Source organism: Thioalkalivibrio sp. ALMg11, from assembly GCF_000377905.1.
Lineage (GTDB): Bacteria > Pseudomonadota > Gammaproteobacteria > Ectothiorhodospirales > Ectothiorhodospiraceae > Thioalkalivibrio.
Map to the genome: position 1 here is coordinate 69,286 of NZ_KB898871.1, position 14,954 is coordinate 84,239.

At 67.5% G+C, this 14,954-nt stretch carries 14 protein-coding genes and 1 tRNA gene; 4 read left to right on the forward strand and 11 right to left on the reverse strand.

Annotated features, from left to right (window positions below; translation table 11 throughout):
- Nucleotides 1-3: 3 nt before the first annotated feature.
- From D578_RS0100350 to D578_RS0100375, 6 genes are all read right to left on the reverse strand, one after another.
- Entirely contained in the window at nucleotides 4-705 is a 702-nt protein-coding gene (locus tag D578_RS0100350) for a 50S ribosomal protein L25/general stress protein Ctc (protein ID WP_018948033.1), read from the reverse strand.
- 138 nt (nucleotides 706-843) lie between these two features.
- The gene (locus D578_RS0100355; RefSeq protein WP_196800651.1) at nucleotides 844-1,782 is read right to left on the reverse strand and encodes a ribose-phosphate diphosphokinase; all 939 of its coding nucleotides are present in this window, start codon (nucleotides 1,780-1,782) and stop codon (nucleotides 844-846) included.
- A 318-nt stretch (nucleotides 1,783-2,100) separates the two neighbouring features.
- Nucleotides 2,101-2,175, reverse strand: a tRNA-Gln gene (locus D578_RS0100360).
- 243 nt (nucleotides 2,176-2,418) lie between these two features.
- Nucleotides 2,419-3,273 (reverse strand): 4-(cytidine 5'-diphospho)-2-C-methyl-D-erythritol kinase, encoded by an 855-nt coding sequence (gene ispE, locus D578_RS0100365; RefSeq protein ID WP_018948035.1) that lies wholly within the window; start codon nucleotides 3,271-3,273, stop codon nucleotides 2,419-2,421.
- A gap of 26 nt (nucleotides 3,274-3,299) precedes the next feature.
- Complete coding sequence (gene lolB / locus D578_RS0100370; RefSeq protein ID WP_018948036.1) at nucleotides 3,300-3,965, reverse strand: lipoprotein insertase outer membrane protein LolB; 666 nt, start codon at nucleotides 3,963-3,965, stop codon at nucleotides 3,300-3,302.
- Nucleotides 3,962-5,707, reverse strand: coding sequence for a tetratricopeptide repeat protein (locus D578_RS0100375; RefSeq protein ID WP_018948037.1), 1,746 nt, complete (start codon nucleotides 5,705-5,707; stop codon nucleotides 3,962-3,964). The genes lolB and D578_RS0100375 overlap by 4 nt, the downstream gene beginning before the upstream one ends.
- Before the next feature lie 184 nt (nucleotides 5,708-5,891).
- On the opposite strand from D578_RS0100375, the gene hemA reads away from it, so the two are divergent.
- From hemA to prmC, 3 genes are read left to right on the forward strand one after another with little or no spacing between them, the layout of a single operon-like run.
- Nucleotides 5,892-7,190 (forward strand): glutamyl-tRNA reductase, encoded by a 1,299-nt coding sequence (gene hemA, locus D578_RS0100380; protein ID WP_018948038.1) that lies wholly within the window; start codon nucleotides 5,892-5,894, stop codon nucleotides 7,188-7,190.
- Complete coding sequence (prfA, locus tag D578_RS0100385; RefSeq protein WP_018948039.1) at nucleotides 7,187-8,272, forward strand: peptide chain release factor 1; 1,086 nt, start codon at nucleotides 7,187-7,189, stop codon at nucleotides 8,270-8,272. Before hemA ends, prfA begins: the two co-directional genes overlap by 4 nt.
- A complete protein-coding gene (gene prmC / locus D578_RS0100390; RefSeq protein WP_018948040.1) occupies nucleotides 8,272-9,126 on the forward strand; it encodes a peptide chain release factor N(5)-glutamine methyltransferase in 855 nt (284 codons plus the stop codon). Before prfA ends, prmC begins: the two co-directional genes overlap by 1 nt.
- An 86-nt stretch (nucleotides 9,127-9,212) precedes the next feature.
- Here the strand turns inward: prmC and D578_RS0100395 are convergent, their stop codons facing one another.
- Nucleotides 9,213-9,563: a hypothetical protein gene (locus tag D578_RS0100395; RefSeq protein WP_018948041.1), complete on the reverse strand. Its 351-nt coding sequence runs from the start codon at nucleotides 9,561-9,563 to the stop codon at nucleotides 9,213-9,215.
- A 169-nt stretch (nucleotides 9,564-9,732) separates the two neighbouring features.
- Between D578_RS0100395 and D578_RS0100400 the strand changes: the two genes are divergently transcribed.
- Nucleotides 9,733-10,488, forward strand: coding sequence for a molybdopterin-synthase adenylyltransferase MoeB (locus D578_RS0100400; RefSeq protein WP_018948042.1), 756 nt, complete (start codon nucleotides 9,733-9,735; stop codon nucleotides 10,486-10,488).
- 20 nt (nucleotides 10,489-10,508) lie between these two features.
- Here D578_RS0100400 and D578_RS0100405 read toward each other — a convergent pair whose 3' ends face one another.
- The 4 genes from D578_RS0100405 to gatA all read right to left on the reverse strand — a co-directional run bounded on the left by D578_RS0100405 (nucleotide 10,509) and on the right by gatA (nucleotide 14,908).
- The gene (locus tag D578_RS0100405) at nucleotides 10,509-10,925 is read right to left on the reverse strand and encodes a hypothetical protein (protein WP_018948043.1); all 417 of its coding nucleotides are present in this window, start codon (nucleotides 10,923-10,925) and stop codon (nucleotides 10,509-10,511) included.
- Between the two features lie 156 nt (nucleotides 10,926-11,081).
- Nucleotides 11,082-11,978, reverse strand: coding sequence for an Hsp33 family molecular chaperone HslO (gene hslO, locus D578_RS0100410; protein WP_018948044.1), 897 nt, complete (start codon nucleotides 11,976-11,978; stop codon nucleotides 11,082-11,084).
- Between the two features lie 30 nt (nucleotides 11,979-12,008).
- Nucleotides 12,009-13,442 (reverse strand): Asp-tRNA(Asn)/Glu-tRNA(Gln) amidotransferase subunit GatB, encoded by a 1,434-nt coding sequence (gatB, locus tag D578_RS0100415; RefSeq protein ID WP_018948045.1) that lies wholly within the window; start codon nucleotides 13,440-13,442, stop codon nucleotides 12,009-12,011.
- An 11-nt stretch (nucleotides 13,443-13,453) separates the two neighbouring features.
- Nucleotides 13,454-14,908, reverse strand: coding sequence for an Asp-tRNA(Asn)/Glu-tRNA(Gln) amidotransferase subunit GatA (gene gatA, locus D578_RS0100420; protein ID WP_018948046.1), 1,455 nt, complete (start codon nucleotides 14,906-14,908; stop codon nucleotides 13,454-13,456).
- Nucleotides 14,909-14,954: the final 46 nt, after the last annotated feature.

Consider the following 14,954-nt stretch of genomic DNA (forward strand, 5'->3'; position numbering starts at 1 on the left):
GGCTTACTCCTTGTCCCCGGACTCCGACTCGTCGCCGGAAGCGGCCTCGTCGCCACCCTCGGCTTCTTCGCCACCTTCGGCTTCCGCGGCTTCGCCTTCGAGCTCTTCCTCTTCCGCCTTGGCGGAACGCGGCAGCAGCACGCTGACCACGGCGTAGTCGTATTCCTCGCCGTGCATCAGGGCCACGCTCTGCACGCCTTCCGGCAGCTTCAGCTCGGAAATGTGCACGGTGTCACCGACATCCAGCTCGATCACGTCGAGATCGATGGACTCAGGCAGATCGCCCGGCAGACACTCGACCTCGAGCTCGTTGATCATGCGGCTAACCATGCCGCCGCCCAGCTTCACACCCTTGCACTCTTCCTCGTTGTGGAAGTGCAGCGGCACGCTGACGCGGATCGGCTGATTGGCGCTCACGCGCATCAGGTCGACGTGGTAGATGGTCGGCTTGAACGGATGGCGCTGTACATCACGCAGGATCGCCTTCTCGGTCTTGCCGCCCAGCTTCACGCTCAGGATGTGCGAATAGAACGCATCTTCCTTGAGGTTGTGGACCATCGCGTTGTGATCCAGGGTTATTGACACGGCGTCCTTGTCCGCCCCGTACAGGATGGCGGGCAGCTTGCCGGCACGACGCAGGCGGCGGCTCGCACTCGAACCCTGTTCGTCACGCTTCTCGGCTTCAATGGTAAAGCTCATGCTCATTGCTACGGTCTCCAAAATGAAAGGCGCTTCACCCGAAGCGCCTTGAACACACCCCGCCCGCGACCAGGCGGGGCGCTGAAGGGAGGCAAGCCTCCCGAAATCGGTTATCGCCCGTCCACGGATCTAGTCCACGCGGGTCTAGTCCATGAACAGCGAGCTGACGGACTCTTCGAGATTAATGCGACGGATGGTCTCCGCAAGCATCTCCGCGACCGACAACTGGCGAATCTTTTCGCACGCCTGCGCATTGGGCTGCAGGGCCAGGGTGTCGGTCACCACCAGCTCGTCAAGCGCCGAACCGTTTATATTATCAATTGCCGCGCCGGAAAGCACGGGGTGCGTGGCATAGGCCATCACCGATTCCGCCCCGTGTGCCTTCAGGGCCTTCGCCGCCTGACACAGCGTCCCGGCGGTATCCACCAGGTCGTCGATGATGATGCAGGACTTGCCGCGCACATCACCGATGATGTGCATCACCTCGGACTCGTTGGCGCGCGGCCGGCGCTTGTCAATGATCGCCAGATCGGCGTCGTCCAGTCGCTTGGCGATGGCGCGGGCCCGCACCACCCCACCGACATCCGGCGACACCACGGTCAGGTCGCCCGAGACATGCCGCCAGACGTCGCCCAGCAGCACCGGCGAGGCATAGATATTGTCCACCGGGACATTAAAGAAACCCTGGACCTGGTCGGCGTGCACATCGATGGTCAGCACACGATCCGCGCCCACCGCCTCGATCATGTTGGCGACCACCTTGGCCGAGATCGGCACCCGCGCCGAGCGCACCCGGCGATCCTGACGCGCGTAGCCGAAATACGGGATCACCGTGGTGATGCGTCCGGCCGAGGCCCGGCGCAACGCATCCACCATGATCACCAGTTCCATGATGTTTTCGTTGGTCGGCTGCCCGGTCGGCTGGATCAGGAAGACGTCGCGGCCGCGCACATTCTCCAGCAACTCGACCTGCACCTCGCCATCGCTGAAACGCCCCACGATGGCCTTGCCCATCGGCAGCCCCAGGTGCTCTGCAACGGCCTGGGCGAGACGCGGGTTGGCATTGCCCGCGAAGATCATCATGCGATTCTTGTCGACCACGGTTCGTCCCGGTCTGGATGGAGTGGAGCGGGCGCTCTAGAACGCCCGAACTCCAAATTATAGACCCCGGATCGGGACCGGGGTCTTGATGGTTTTGCTTCGCGCCCTTCTGGCGCGAAGCGGTTGTTGGCTGGGCCGGCAGGATTACGGCGCTGCGCGCCGCCCCCATCTCATGGAAACCGGGCCGCCGCCTGCGGCGGCGTTCTCTCGCGGCTACGCCGCTCGAGTCGAACCCGGTTCTCATCCTGCCGTCCCGGCAGTTCACTCAGTGCCCCGCGCCGGCGGCGCGGGGCGATTGTATGGCTGGGCCGGCAGGATTCGAACCTGCGCATGGCGGGATCAAAACCCGCTGCCTTACCGCTTGGCTACGGCCCAATATCTCCCTGAACTCTATTGTACTGCCTGGCCGGCGTCGTGCCCGGCTCACCCCGCGGATCGGCAATGCCGATCCGGGCCGGCAGGATGATGGCGCTGCGCGCCACCCCACCGTTCATCAACTTCGGGGCCGTCACCTTCGGCGACGGTCGGTCGCGGCTGCGCCGCTCACGTCGAACCTGGCGCTTAGCGGAATCAAAACCCGCTGCCTTACCGCTTGGCTACGGCCCAATAACTCTGGACTTATTCTTTTTCGGTGCTGCCGTCACACGCCGGCAACCAGGCCTGCAAGGGCGACGTGTTCTGCAACGTCGTCACCCAGCTTTTCCACGGGGCGGGCTGCGCGGACTGAGCTGCCCGGGCCGCCCCCTCATCGGGAAACATCCCGAACACGCAGCCGCCGCTACCGCTCAGATGCGCCCGGGGGCTTTGATCAGCCAGCCAGGCCAGCGCGTGATCGACCTCCGGATAGCGCGCCCGAACGACCGGTTCGAACACGTTCACAAACCGCTCGGCGTCGATCGCGGACGAAATTGTCTCGGTGGCGCAGTCGCGTGTCAATTCCGCACACCCGAACATGGCCCCGGTGGCGACCGAAACGCCGGGATCAATCAGCAGAATCCAGCCGGTATCCGGGGCCACGGGCGCAAGCCGCTCACCCACCCCCTCGGCCCAGGCGGCATGTCCGGCGACGAACACCGGCACATCAGCCCCCAGCTCCAGCCCGATCGCCGCCAGCCGCTCAACCGGGCAGCCCAGATCAAACAGGTAATTCAGGGCCACCAGCGTGGTGGCGGCATCGGAACTGCCGCCACCCAGGCCGCCCCCCACCGGAATGCGCTTGTCGAGGTGGATGCGCACGCCAAAGGGCTTGTCCGCCACCTCGGCCAGGCGCCGGGCCGTCCGCAGGCAGAGGTTATCGACCCCGTCGATGGCCTCGCCGGCCATCTCGAAGCGCCCCTCGGGCAAGGGATCGAAGCGCAGGCTGTCAGCCAGCCCGAGGAACTGGAACACCGTCTGCAGCTCGTGATAGCCATCCGCCCGGCGGCCGGTGATGTGCAGGAAACGATTGATCTTGGCCGGGGCCGGAAAGGGCATCCCGAACCCCCCGCCCGTCGCCGCACTCACCACGTCTCGTCCGGCCCTAGCTGCCAACGACCGATGCGCGCGCGCAGCTCGACCTCGTCGCGCTCAAGCACCATGGCGACCGGCATGGGGACACCATCGACCTTCTCGAACTCGGTGTATTCGATGGTCCAGCCGGACTGCAGGATCTCCAGCGGCCGCCCGTCTGCGTCGATATCCAGCTGATAGGAGGCCTCGGGGTGCAACAGGCCGCGCACCCAGTAGATCATGCCGCTGACGGGGATGGATTCGCCCAGCACCCGGGCCACCAGGGTATCCGGGTCCTGCGCCTGGAAGCGCTCGCCGGACCGTGTGACCAGCAGCGCGCGCCCGTTATCGGAGAGCGTCAGACGCCCGCCGCCGCGCCCCATCGGGCCGGACAGGTCCAGCACATGCTGGCCTTCCTGCACGCGCCAGTTGAGCTGGGCCGACCAGTATTCCTCCCCGGAGGCCAGCCCCAGACGCGCCACCAGCCGCCAGCTGTCCAGCGCCGCCAGCTGCTCGGTGCGCTCCTCGAAGGCCGCCTCGGCCGCCGGCGAGGTGTCCGCCTCGGGCAAAGGGGCAGCACAGCCCGCGAGCAACAGCCCCCAGCCACCCACCAGCCCGGCCAGCCACCCGGCGCCCCGGATCCGTCGTGGTTGTCGCGTCATCCCCTGCCGGTTCATTCGATCAGATCGTTGCGCACACGCTGCAGGCGCTCATGCTCGGGCTCGCGTTGCAGCGCGGCCTCGAGGACCTCCCGGGCTTCTTCGCGCTCGCCGCGCTCCCACAACACCACCGCCAGATTACTGGCGATCTCGCCGTCGTCCGCCAGCGCGTAGGCCCGCCGCAGCTGAGTCTCGGCCTCCTCCAGCCGGCCCAGGCGATACAGGACCCAGCCATAGCTGTCGATGATCGCGGCGTCATCCGGCGCCTGCTCGTAGGCGCGCAAAATCAATTCGTAGGCCTCGTCATAGCGCTCGGTGCGATCCGCCAGGGTATACCCGAGCGCATTCAGCGCCGCGACGTTCTCCGGGTCGGACTCGAGGATCGTGCGGAAATCGGCCTCGGCCGCCGCGATATTGTCCTCGCGCTCGTGGACCAACCCGCGCAGGTACAACAACTGTGTATTGCCGGGAAACTGCACCAGGCCGCGGTTCAACCGGCTGCGGGCCTCGGCATGCTCGCCCTGCTCGCGCAGGGCGTTCGCCTCGGCCAGATAGGCGCGTCGGGCCAGATCGTCGTCCACGCCCTGCTGCATGGGGTCAAAAAGATCGCGAGCGGCCTCGGCCCCGTCGCGTCTGAGCGTCAGGCGCGCGCTGCGCAGACGGGCATCCTCGGCATGGTCGCCGGCCTCCACGCGAGCGTAGGCACCCAGGGCGGCCTCCGGCTCGTCGGCCATCTCGTGCAGGCGCCCCAGGTAGTACGCAACGTCGTTCTCGCGCTCACCCAGGGCATCCAGGCGTTCGAGGTAATCCCGCGCAGGGCCCAACTGCTCCGCCTCCAGGTTCATCAACGCCAGTGCCAGCAGGAGCTGGGTATCCTCCGGCGCCATCTCCACCAGGCGGTCCATCTCCTCGCGGGCGAAGACGTCATCCTCCATTTCGGTCAGGACCTGCGCGTATCCCAGACGGGCCTCGCGGTTGTCCGGGTGGGCCTCCACGGTCGCGCGCAGGGTCTCGATCGCCGCATCGTCATGCCCGGCATCGCTCTGGGCCCGTGCATGCAGCAAACGCAGCTGGACCGATTCCGGGAAGCGTTCGGCGGCCCGCTCGGTCACCGCAAGCACCTCCTCGCCCGGCTCGCCAAAGCGCAGCGCGGCCTCGGCCTGCACGCGATGCACACCCACGTCGTCGCGGCGGCGCTCGGCCAGCAGGTGCATGGTCTCCAGAGCCGCCTGCTGATCCTGAGCCTGACCAATCACACCACCCAGGGTCGCGTAGGGATCGCCGCCCTGCACCACGACGCGATTCATCAGCGAATCCAGCTGTTCGGCCGCCTGCTCGGCATCGCCGGCGTTGATCCGCAGGACCGTCGAGACCTGGCTGGCATCAGTGCTCTCGGGGGCCAGGCGCAGCCAGCGGTCGGCCGAACGCTGTGCGTGTCCCGGTTCGCGCGCGAACAAGGCGATCCGGGTGGCACGCTCGGCAATGACCGGATCGTCGCTCAGCAACGCCGCGGCCCCGTAATAGCGCGCCGCCTCGGCATGCTCGCCGGAGCGCACCGCGATCTCGGCGGCCAGGACGCTGAACATCAGCACAGCCTCCGGATCCTGGGTCTGCATCAAGGGCAGCACCTCGGGGCGATCCGACTCCGGCGATTCGGAGGCGTCCAGCTGGGTATGCGCGCACCCCGCCAGGGAGAACACGGCGGTGAGCGCGAGCAGGCTTCGAATCATGTTGTGTCCAATCGGAATCATTGCGGCCATATCGGATGGGACGGGGCAGCGGCCCCCAGGGTTCCACAGCTCTGGTGCCACAATTCGGGTGCCACACGAGCGGGTATACGGATGCACCCGGCCGGCGCGCGCCCCTCCTGCTAACCGTACAGCACAGTACACTATCGGGAAATTCGGCCACGCGCCCGCGTTTTCCGGCACAATACGCGCCAGCATGCTGTTCACTCTCGGGATCAATCACAAGACGGCTCCGGTCGCCATTCGCGAACGGCTCTCCGTCAACGAGCACGAGCTCGGCGAGGCCCTACACTCGCTGCGCTCCGGCGTGCTGTTGCCGGAAACCGCGATCCTGTCCACCTGCAACCGCACCGAGGTGTACTTCCGCGAGGACGATCAGCAAAGCGAACAACGCGTCATCGACTGGATCGGCGGCTACCACGGCATCGACCGCGACGAGCTGAAACCCTACCTCTACCTGCACCACGATGGCTCGGCCGTGCGTCACACTCTGCGCGTAGCCAGCGGGCTGGATTCCATGGTCCTCGGCGAACCGCAGATCCTGGGGCAGATGAAGACCGCCTACCAGCACGCCCACAACGCCGGTACGCTCGGGCGCTCGCTGGAACGCCTGTTCCAGCACGCCTTTGCCACCGCCAAGGACGTGCGCACCCAGACCGCCATCGGCCAGAGCGCGGTCTCGGTCGCCTTCGCGGCGGTGTCGCTGGCACGCCAGATCTTCGGCGACCTGAAGCCGCTGACCGCCCTGGTGATCGGCGCCGGCGAGACCATCGAACTCGCCCTGCAGCACCTCTCCGGAGGCGGCATCGGCAACGTCATCGTCGCCAACCGCACGGTGGACCGCGCCCGCGCCGTGGCCGGCCGCTTCGACGCCGAGGCCATCAGCCTCGACCAGCTCCCGGATCGCATGGCCGATGCCGACATCGTGATCTCCTCCACCGCCGCGCCGCTACCGATCCTCGGCAAGGGCGCGGTGGAACGCGCCCTGCGCAAGCGTCGGCACAAGCCGATGTTCATGGTGGACATCGCCGTGCCACGCGACATCGAACCCGAGGTCGGCGATCTCGAGGACGTCTACCTCTACACGGTGGACGACCTCCAGGAGGTCATCGACGAGAACATGGCGTCGCGCCAGGCCGCTGCCGAACAGGCTGAGGAAATCATCACCCAGCGTGCCGGCGAATTCATGCGCTGGCTGCGTGCCCGCGACTCGGTGGACAGCATCCGCCAGCTGCGCCAGCGTGCCGACAGCGTGAAGGCCGAGGCGCTGGCCAAGGCCGAGGCCATGCTGCGCGCCGGCAAGTCGCCCGAGGAAGCGATGCAGCTGCTGGCGCACAACCTGACCAACAAGCTGATGCACTTCCCCTGCAAATCCCTGAACACCGCGGCCCACGAGGGCGACGCCCGCCTGCTGGAGGCCGCCCATCGGCTGTTCCAGCTGCCCGCCCCGGAAGACGACCCCGGCGACGATCCCGACTCCGGCACCCCCTCGTGAAGGCCTCGTTCCGCACCAAACTCGAGGGCCTGGCCGAACGCCACGCCGAGATCGCGCAGCTGATGGCCACCCCGGACGCCGCCGAGGACCCGGACCAGCTGCGCCGCCTGTCACAGGAATACAGCCAGCTGGAACCGGTGGCCGAGGCCTGGAAGGCCTGGCACGACAACCACGCGGCGCTGGAAGAGGCGCGCGCGATGCTCGAGGACGACGACGCCGACCTGCGCGCCATGGCCGAGGCCGAGATCGAGTCCCTGACCGAACAGACCGAGGCGCTGGAGGCAGAACTCTACCGCCACCTGATCCCGAGCGACCCGCACGACAACGCCAACGTGTTCCTGGAGATCCGCGCCGGGACCGGCGGCGACGAGGCTGCAATCTTCGCCGGCGACCTGCTGCGCATGTACACCCGCTACGCCGAGAACCAGCGCTGGAAGCTGGAGATCCTCAACGTCAGCGAGGGCGAGCACGGCGGCTACCGCGAGGTGATCGCGCGCCTGGCGGGGCAAGGCGCCTACTCGCGGCTCAAGTTCGAATCCGGCGCCCATCGCGTGCAGCGCGTCCCCGAGACCGAATCCCAGGGCCGCATCCACACCTCCGCCGCAACGGTCGCCATCCTGCCGGAACTGGAGGAGGTCGAGATGCCGGAGATCAACCCGGCCGACCTGCGCGTGGACACCTACCGTGCCTCCGGCGCCGGCGGGCAGCACATCAACAAGACCGACTCCGCGGTGCGCCTGACCCACCTGCCTACCGGCATCGTGGTCGAGTGCCAGGAAGAGCGCTCGCAGCACAAGAACCGGGCCAAGGCACTCACCTACCTGGCCGCGCGGATGTTCGAGACCGAGCGCGAGGCCCAGGCCGCCGCGCAGAGCGCCGAGCGCAAGGGCCTGGTCGGCAGCGGCGACCGCTCCGAGCGCATCCGCACCTACAACTTCCCGCAGGGCCGCGTGACCGACCACCGCATCAACCTGACCCTGTACAAGCTGGAACAGGTCATGGCCGGAGACCTCGACCCGGTCATCGACCCGCTAATCCACGAATACCAGGCCGAGCAGCTCGCCACCCTCGCCGAGACGTAATGGACACGCCGCCCACGCTGGATGCCCTGCTGCGGGACCTGCGCATCCGCCTGCAGGACGCCGGCATAGAAAACCCCGGCCTGGAAGCCCGCATGCTGCTGGGCGCCGCTACCAGTCGGGACACCGCGCAGCTGATCGCACACGGCACCGACCCGGCCACCCCCGCACAAGCCACCCGCGTGGACGCGCTATGCCGGCGCCGCTGCGCTGGCGAGCCGATGGCCCATATCCTCGGCCGGCGCAGCTTCTGGACGCTGGACCTGGGCGTCTCCCCCGCCTGCCTGATCCCGCGGCCGGAGACCGAGCTGCTGGTGGAACAGGCGCTGTCCGTGATCGACGAGTTGGACACCGACAAGCCCCGAGTGCTCGACCTGGGCACCGGCCCCGGTACCATCATCCTGGCGCTGAAGAGCGAACGCCCGGGCATCCTCGCCTTTGCCAGCGACCGCAGCGAGGGTGCCCTGCAGCAGGCGCAGACCAATGCGCGCGAGCTGGGGCTCCCGGTTCACCTGTGGCAAGGCCACTGGCTCGACGCGCTGGCCCCGCAGCCGCACTTCGACGTCATCACCTGCAACCCGCCCTACATCGACCCGGGCGACCCGCACCTGACGCGCGGCGACCTGCGCTTCGAGCCGCGCACCGCCCTGGCCGCGGAGGAGCACGGCCTGGCCGACCTGCACCGGGTGATCGACACCGCTCGTGCCTGCCTGAAGCCGGGAGGCTGGCTGCTCCTGGAACACGGCTTCGATCAGGGCGAGCGCGTTCGACGACGGCTACAGCAGGCAGGCTATCGGGACATTGACACCCTGAAGGACCCCGCCGGCCACGAACGGACCAGCCTGGGGAAACACTGAGCGACGTCGACGTGACGATCATGCCCCAACCTCAAAAAAGCCCCGGCCAGATGGCCGGGGCCTCACATGTGACAGTCCCTCCCGGGTCAGAACGGCAAACGCAGGTGCAGGTTGACCGAACCGCTGGGCGAAGACCGGTGGCGGTAGCGACTCGAACGATTGTCGTAGTAGTGATAGTGATGATGCTCGTGACTACGCGAATGCTTGCGATGGCCACGCCCACGGCTCTTCGCACGCTTCGCCTGCTTGTGCCCCCGCGCGCCGGGATGGCCACGGTAATTCTTGTGCTCCCTCGAATGGCCGTGACGCACGTGCTGCAGGGCACCCGCATCGAAGGTCGAGGCACCCGCCGCCGAGACCTGCTGGGCCGCATGCGTCGGGGCGGACAGGGCGAGCGCCAGCAGCGCGGCCGGCGCCAGAATGACGAGTCGTTTCATGATGGATCCCTCCTTCCATCCGGGCCAACCTGAGGAAGCGTCGGCGGCCCGGGGTTGTGGCAAGATTGCCGGGATCAAGCGTATGCAGCGTTCCTGAATGGTTCCTAACTGAGCCCGTCCACGAGCGTGACGCCGGTTACAATTCCGGCCTTACCCCGGAGATTGCCCCATGGATGACGACCAACTCCTGCGCTACAGCCGCCAGATCATGCTCCCCGGCGTGGGCATCGAAGGGCAGGAATCCCTGCAGCAGGCGCATGCAGTGATCATGGGGCTGGGCGGGCTGGGCTCGCCGGTGGCGGCCTATCTGGCCGCCGCCGGGGTGGGCCGGCTGACCCTGGTCGACCCGGATCACGTGGAGGTGACCAACCTGCAGCGCCAGATCCTGCATACCGATGCCGACATCGGCCGCGACAAGGTGGCCTCGGCCGCGGATCGCGTGGCGGCGATGAACCCCGGCTGCCAGGTGGAGACGCGCGCCGAACGCCTGGACGACGCGGCGATGACCCGGCTGTTCGCCAGCGCCGACGTCGTGCTGGACGGCACGGACAACTTCGCCGCCCGCGGGGCCATCAGCCGCGCTGCACTGGCGGCCGGCGCGCCGCTGGTCTCCGGGGCGGTCATCCGCTTCGAGGGACAGCTGACCACCTTCGACTACCGCGATCCGGGGGCCGCCTGCTACCACTGCCTGTACGGCGAAGGGGGTGGCGACGAGGACACCTGCGCCGCCAACGGCGTACTGGCGAGCCTGCCCGGCGTGGTCGGCAGCCTGCAGGCAACCGAGGCCCTCAAGCTGCTCATGGGTCTGCCGACCCTGAGCGGCCGGCTGTTGATCCTCGACGGGCTCGCCATGCAGTTCCGCGAGATCCGGCTGCGCCGCGACCCCGCCTGCCCCGCGTGTAGCCACCGCCACGCCCCGGCCTGAAGCGAACGGATAGGCGCGGATCAGACGCAGGAGCGCGGATGAAAGGGCAGGACCTTGCCGGGTGATGGCGGCGGGGCCACCTCGGCAATCGCCGCGCTCAGTTCCGCCTCCATCGCAGACAGCGTGCGGTTCATCACCATGCTGGCCATGGCATGGAACAGCAACAGCTCGCAGGCCACCGGGCGATGCAGGCTGCGCCGACCACGGGAATGGAAGGCAGTCCAGGCGACCACCGGCATGTCGTTCAGGACCCGGTTCACAACGATCCAGGCATCACGCTGGAGGATCAAATCCAGTTGCTTGAGCCCCGACGGTGACAGGCGGATCTCCGGGCCCAGCCGGGCCAGGGCGCGCCGCACCTGGTTGAAATAGCGCGCCTCCACCAGCCAGCCGGGGCGGACATCCAGGGTCGGGATTTCGGTATGCCGGGAATACATTGCGCCCTCGTCTACAGACTGCTGCAAGGTCAGTCTGCTTGTATAGCAAGGCCGGGGGGCGACGGTCCCTGCGGCAGAGTTGCCGGAGGTCACGACAGGCTAACGAGGTTGGCCGGGGGAAGGCTTCGGGGTCGGGGATACCCCGGAAAGCCCTGCCTACTGGCGGGTGTCCGGGATTGGCGGCTGGGCAGCCTCGGGGGCACAAAGGGCCTCGGCATCGACCGGATCGAAGTGGTAGTGGGCATTGCAGAACTCGCAGGTCACCTCCACCGAGCCCTGTTCCTCGATGATGCTGCGAATCTCGTCGCGGCCCAGGCTGCGCAGGGTCTCGGCGATGCGCTCGCGCGAGCAGGGGCAGTGGAAGGTCACCGGCGTGCCGTCGAACAGGCGCACGCGATCTTCGGCGAACAGCCGGCCCAGCAGGGTGCCAGCGTCCAGTTTCAGTAGCTCGTCGGCGGTGGTGGTCTCGGCCAGGATCGTCGCTCGGTTCCACTCCTCCGAGTCGCGCGTCACCGCATCGCCGCCCTCGGCCGGCAAAGCCTGCAACAGCAGGCCGGCGGCGGACTGCGCCCCGCTCGCCAGCCACAGCCGGGTCGGCAGCTGTTCCGAGCGTTCGAAGTAGACGTTCATCGCTTCCGCCAGCGAGTCGCCCTCCAGCTCCACGACGCCCTGATAGCGCTCGCTGCCGTCGCCCGGGTCCAGCGTCAGCATCAGCCGTGCGTCCTCGCCGGCGCATTCGGCCAGTGTCGCGCCCTCCGGTGGGGTCTCGCGAAAGCGCGCCAGGCCACGCAGCCGCCCCTGACCATCGGCCTGGGCGACGATCATGTGCACCGGGCCGGGGCCGGTGATCTGCAGGATCAGCGAGCCGTCGAACTTGAGCGTGGCGGCGGTCAGGGCAACCGCCGCATAGGCCTGGCCCAGCAAGTCACGCACCACGGGCGGGTACTCGTGAAGCTCCAGCAGGGCCTGCCAGGAGGCATCCAGGTGCACCCACTCGCCGCGTACCCCGGCCTCCTCCAGCATGAAGCGGTGGAGGGTGTCGGTCTCACGCATGGTGGCAGGACTCCGGAATACTCAGCTGCATCAACCGTCCAGCTTGGCCTTCAGGCGCTCATTGACCTGGGCCGGGTTGGCCTTGCCCTGGGTCGCCTTCATGACCTGACCGACAAAGAAGCCGAACAGCTTGTCCTTGCCGCCGCGATACTGTTCGAGCTGCTGCGGGTTGTTGGCCATCACATCGTCGATGATGGTGTCGATCGCGCTGGTATCGGTGATCTGCTTGAGCCCCTTGGCCTCGATCACGGCATCGGCATCGCCCTCGCCGTTCCACATCGCCTCGAAGACCTCCTTGGCGATCTTGCCGGAGATGGTGTCGTCCTGAATGCGGGCCAGCAGGCCGGCCAGCCCCTCGGCGTTAACCGGAGCGTCCGCCAGTTCGACCTCGGAGCGGTTCATCGCGGCGGAGAACTCGCCCATCACCCAGTTGGCGGCCAGCTTGGGCGCGTCGCAGCCGGCGGCCACGACCTCGTAGAAGTCACCCATCTCGCGCACGGCGGTCAGTACGCCGGCGTCATAGTCGGACAGGCCGTACTGTTCGGCGAAGCGCTCACGCTTGGCATCCGGCAGCTCCGGCAGCTTCTCGCGCACGGCGTCGATGAACGCGCTGTCCACGACCAGCGGCAGCAGGTCCGGATCGGGGAAGTAGCGATAGTCGTTCGCCTCTTCCTTGCTGCGCATGGAGCGCGTCTCGTCGCGGTCCGGGTCGTACAGGCGGGTCTCCTGCACCACCGAACCGCCGCCCTCGATCAGGTCGATCTGACGCTCGACCTCGAAGTTGATAGCGCGCTCGACGAAGCGGAAGGAGTTCAGGTTCTTGAGCTCCGCGCGGGTACCGAATTCGGTCTGACCCTTCGGCCGGATCGAGACGTTGGCATCACAGCGGAAGCTGCCTTCCTGCATGTTGCCGTCGCAGATATCCAGATAGCGCACGAGCGAGTGCATCTTCTTCATGTAGGCGACGGCCTCCTTCGCGGAGCGCAGCTCCGGCTCGGAGACGATCTCGATCAGCGGGGTGCCGGCGCGGTTGAGGTCGATACCGGTCATCGCCTCGAAGCCCTCGTGCAGACTCTTGCCGGCGTCCTCTTCGAGATGCGCGCGGGTCACGCCGACGCGCTTGATGGTGCCGTCTTCCAGCTCGATATCCAGATGCCCCAGGCCCACGATCGGCAGTTCGAACTGCGAGATCTGGTAGCCCTTGGGGAGGTCCGGATAGAAGTAGTTCTTGCGCGCGAACACCGAGCGCGGGGTGATCTCGGCATTGATCGCCAGCCCCAGCATCACGGCCCGTTCCACCGCGCCCTGGTTCAGCACCGGCAGCACACCGGGCATGCCCAGATCCACCGGGCAGGCCTGGCGGTTGGGCTCGGCGCCGTAGGCGGTGGGCGCCCCGGAAAAGATCTTGGAGACGGTATTGAGCTGGGCGTGAATCTCCAGCCCGATGACGGTTTCCCATTCCATGTTCAGGGCCCTCAGGCGAAGGCCGCCGGCACGCGGGCGTGCCAGTCGGTCTCTTGCTGATACTGGTGAGCGACGCCCAGCAGGCGCGCCTCGTCGAAGTAATTGCCGATCAGCTGCAGGCCGACCGGCAGGCCGTCGATCTCGCCGGCCGGCAGCGACATCGCCGGCAGACCGGCCAGATTGGCCGCGATGGTGTAGGTGTCCGACAGGTACATGCTGACCGGGTCGGCCTTGGCACCGAGCGCGAACGGCAGCTCCGGCGTGGTCGGCCCCAACACCAGGTCAACCTCGTCGAACGCGCGGCGGAAGTCGTCGGCGATGATGCGCCGGACCTTCTGTGCCTTCAGGTAGTAGGCGTCGTAGTAGCCGGCGGACAATACGTAGGTGCCGACCATGATGCGGCGCTTGACCTCGTCGCCGAAGCCCTCCCCGCGCGAGCGGGTGTACAGGTCCATCAGGTCCTCGGGGTTCTCGCAGCGGTGGCCATAGCGCACACCGTCGAAGCGCGCGAGGTTGGAGGAGCACTCCGCTGGCGCGATCACGTAATAGGCCGGCACCGACAGATGGCTGTTCGGCAGGCTGACCTCGCGAATCTCGGCGCCGCGACCCTTGAGCACCTCGATGGCGGCATCGATCACGCCGCGCACCCGCTCATCCAGCCCGGCTTCGCCAAAGAACTCCGTCGGCAGACCGATGCGCAGGCCCTTCAGGTCCTGCTCCAGTCCGGCGGTGAAGTCCTCTTCCGGGCGCTCGACGCTGGTGGAGTCGCGCTCGTCGAAGCCGGCCATCGCGTTCAACATCCGCCCGCAGTCCTCGGCGGTGGCGGCCATCGGCCCGCCCTGGTCCAGACTGGAGGCGAACGCGATCATGCCGTAGCGCGAGACGCGGCCATAGGTCGGCTTGAGACCGGTGATGCCGCAGAACGCGGCGGGCTCGCGGATCGAGCCGCCGGTGTCGGTACCCGTGGCACCCGGCACCAGGCGCGCACCCACCGCAGCGGCGGAACCGCCGGAGGAACCGCCCGGGACGCGCTCGGTGTCCCAGGGGTTGCGCACCGGGCCGTAGAAACTGGTTTCGTTGGACGAGCCCATCGCGAACTCGTCCATGTTGGTCTTGCCCAGCATCACCGCGCCGGCCGCATTCATGCGCTCGACGACGGTGGCGCTGTAGGGCGAGACGAACGGATCAAGCATGCGCGAGCCGCAGGAGGTGCGCACACCCTCGGTACAGAAGATGTCCTTCTGCGCGACCGGCACACCCAGCAGCGGGGTCGCTTCGCCCTTCGCCAGGCGCGCATCGGCGGCGTCGGCCTGGGCCAGCGCCTGCTCGGCGGTCACGGTAATGAAGCTGTTCAACTGCGGATCGAGACGCTCGATCCGGTCGAGATACAGCTGGGTCAATTCGCGCGAACTGATTTCGCGGGCCTGGAGCTTGCGCACCCAGCCGGACAGGGTTTCCTGGGCCATGGTTTCGGGGACTCTTGCTGGCTAGAAGCGTGACGGGTTCAACAGA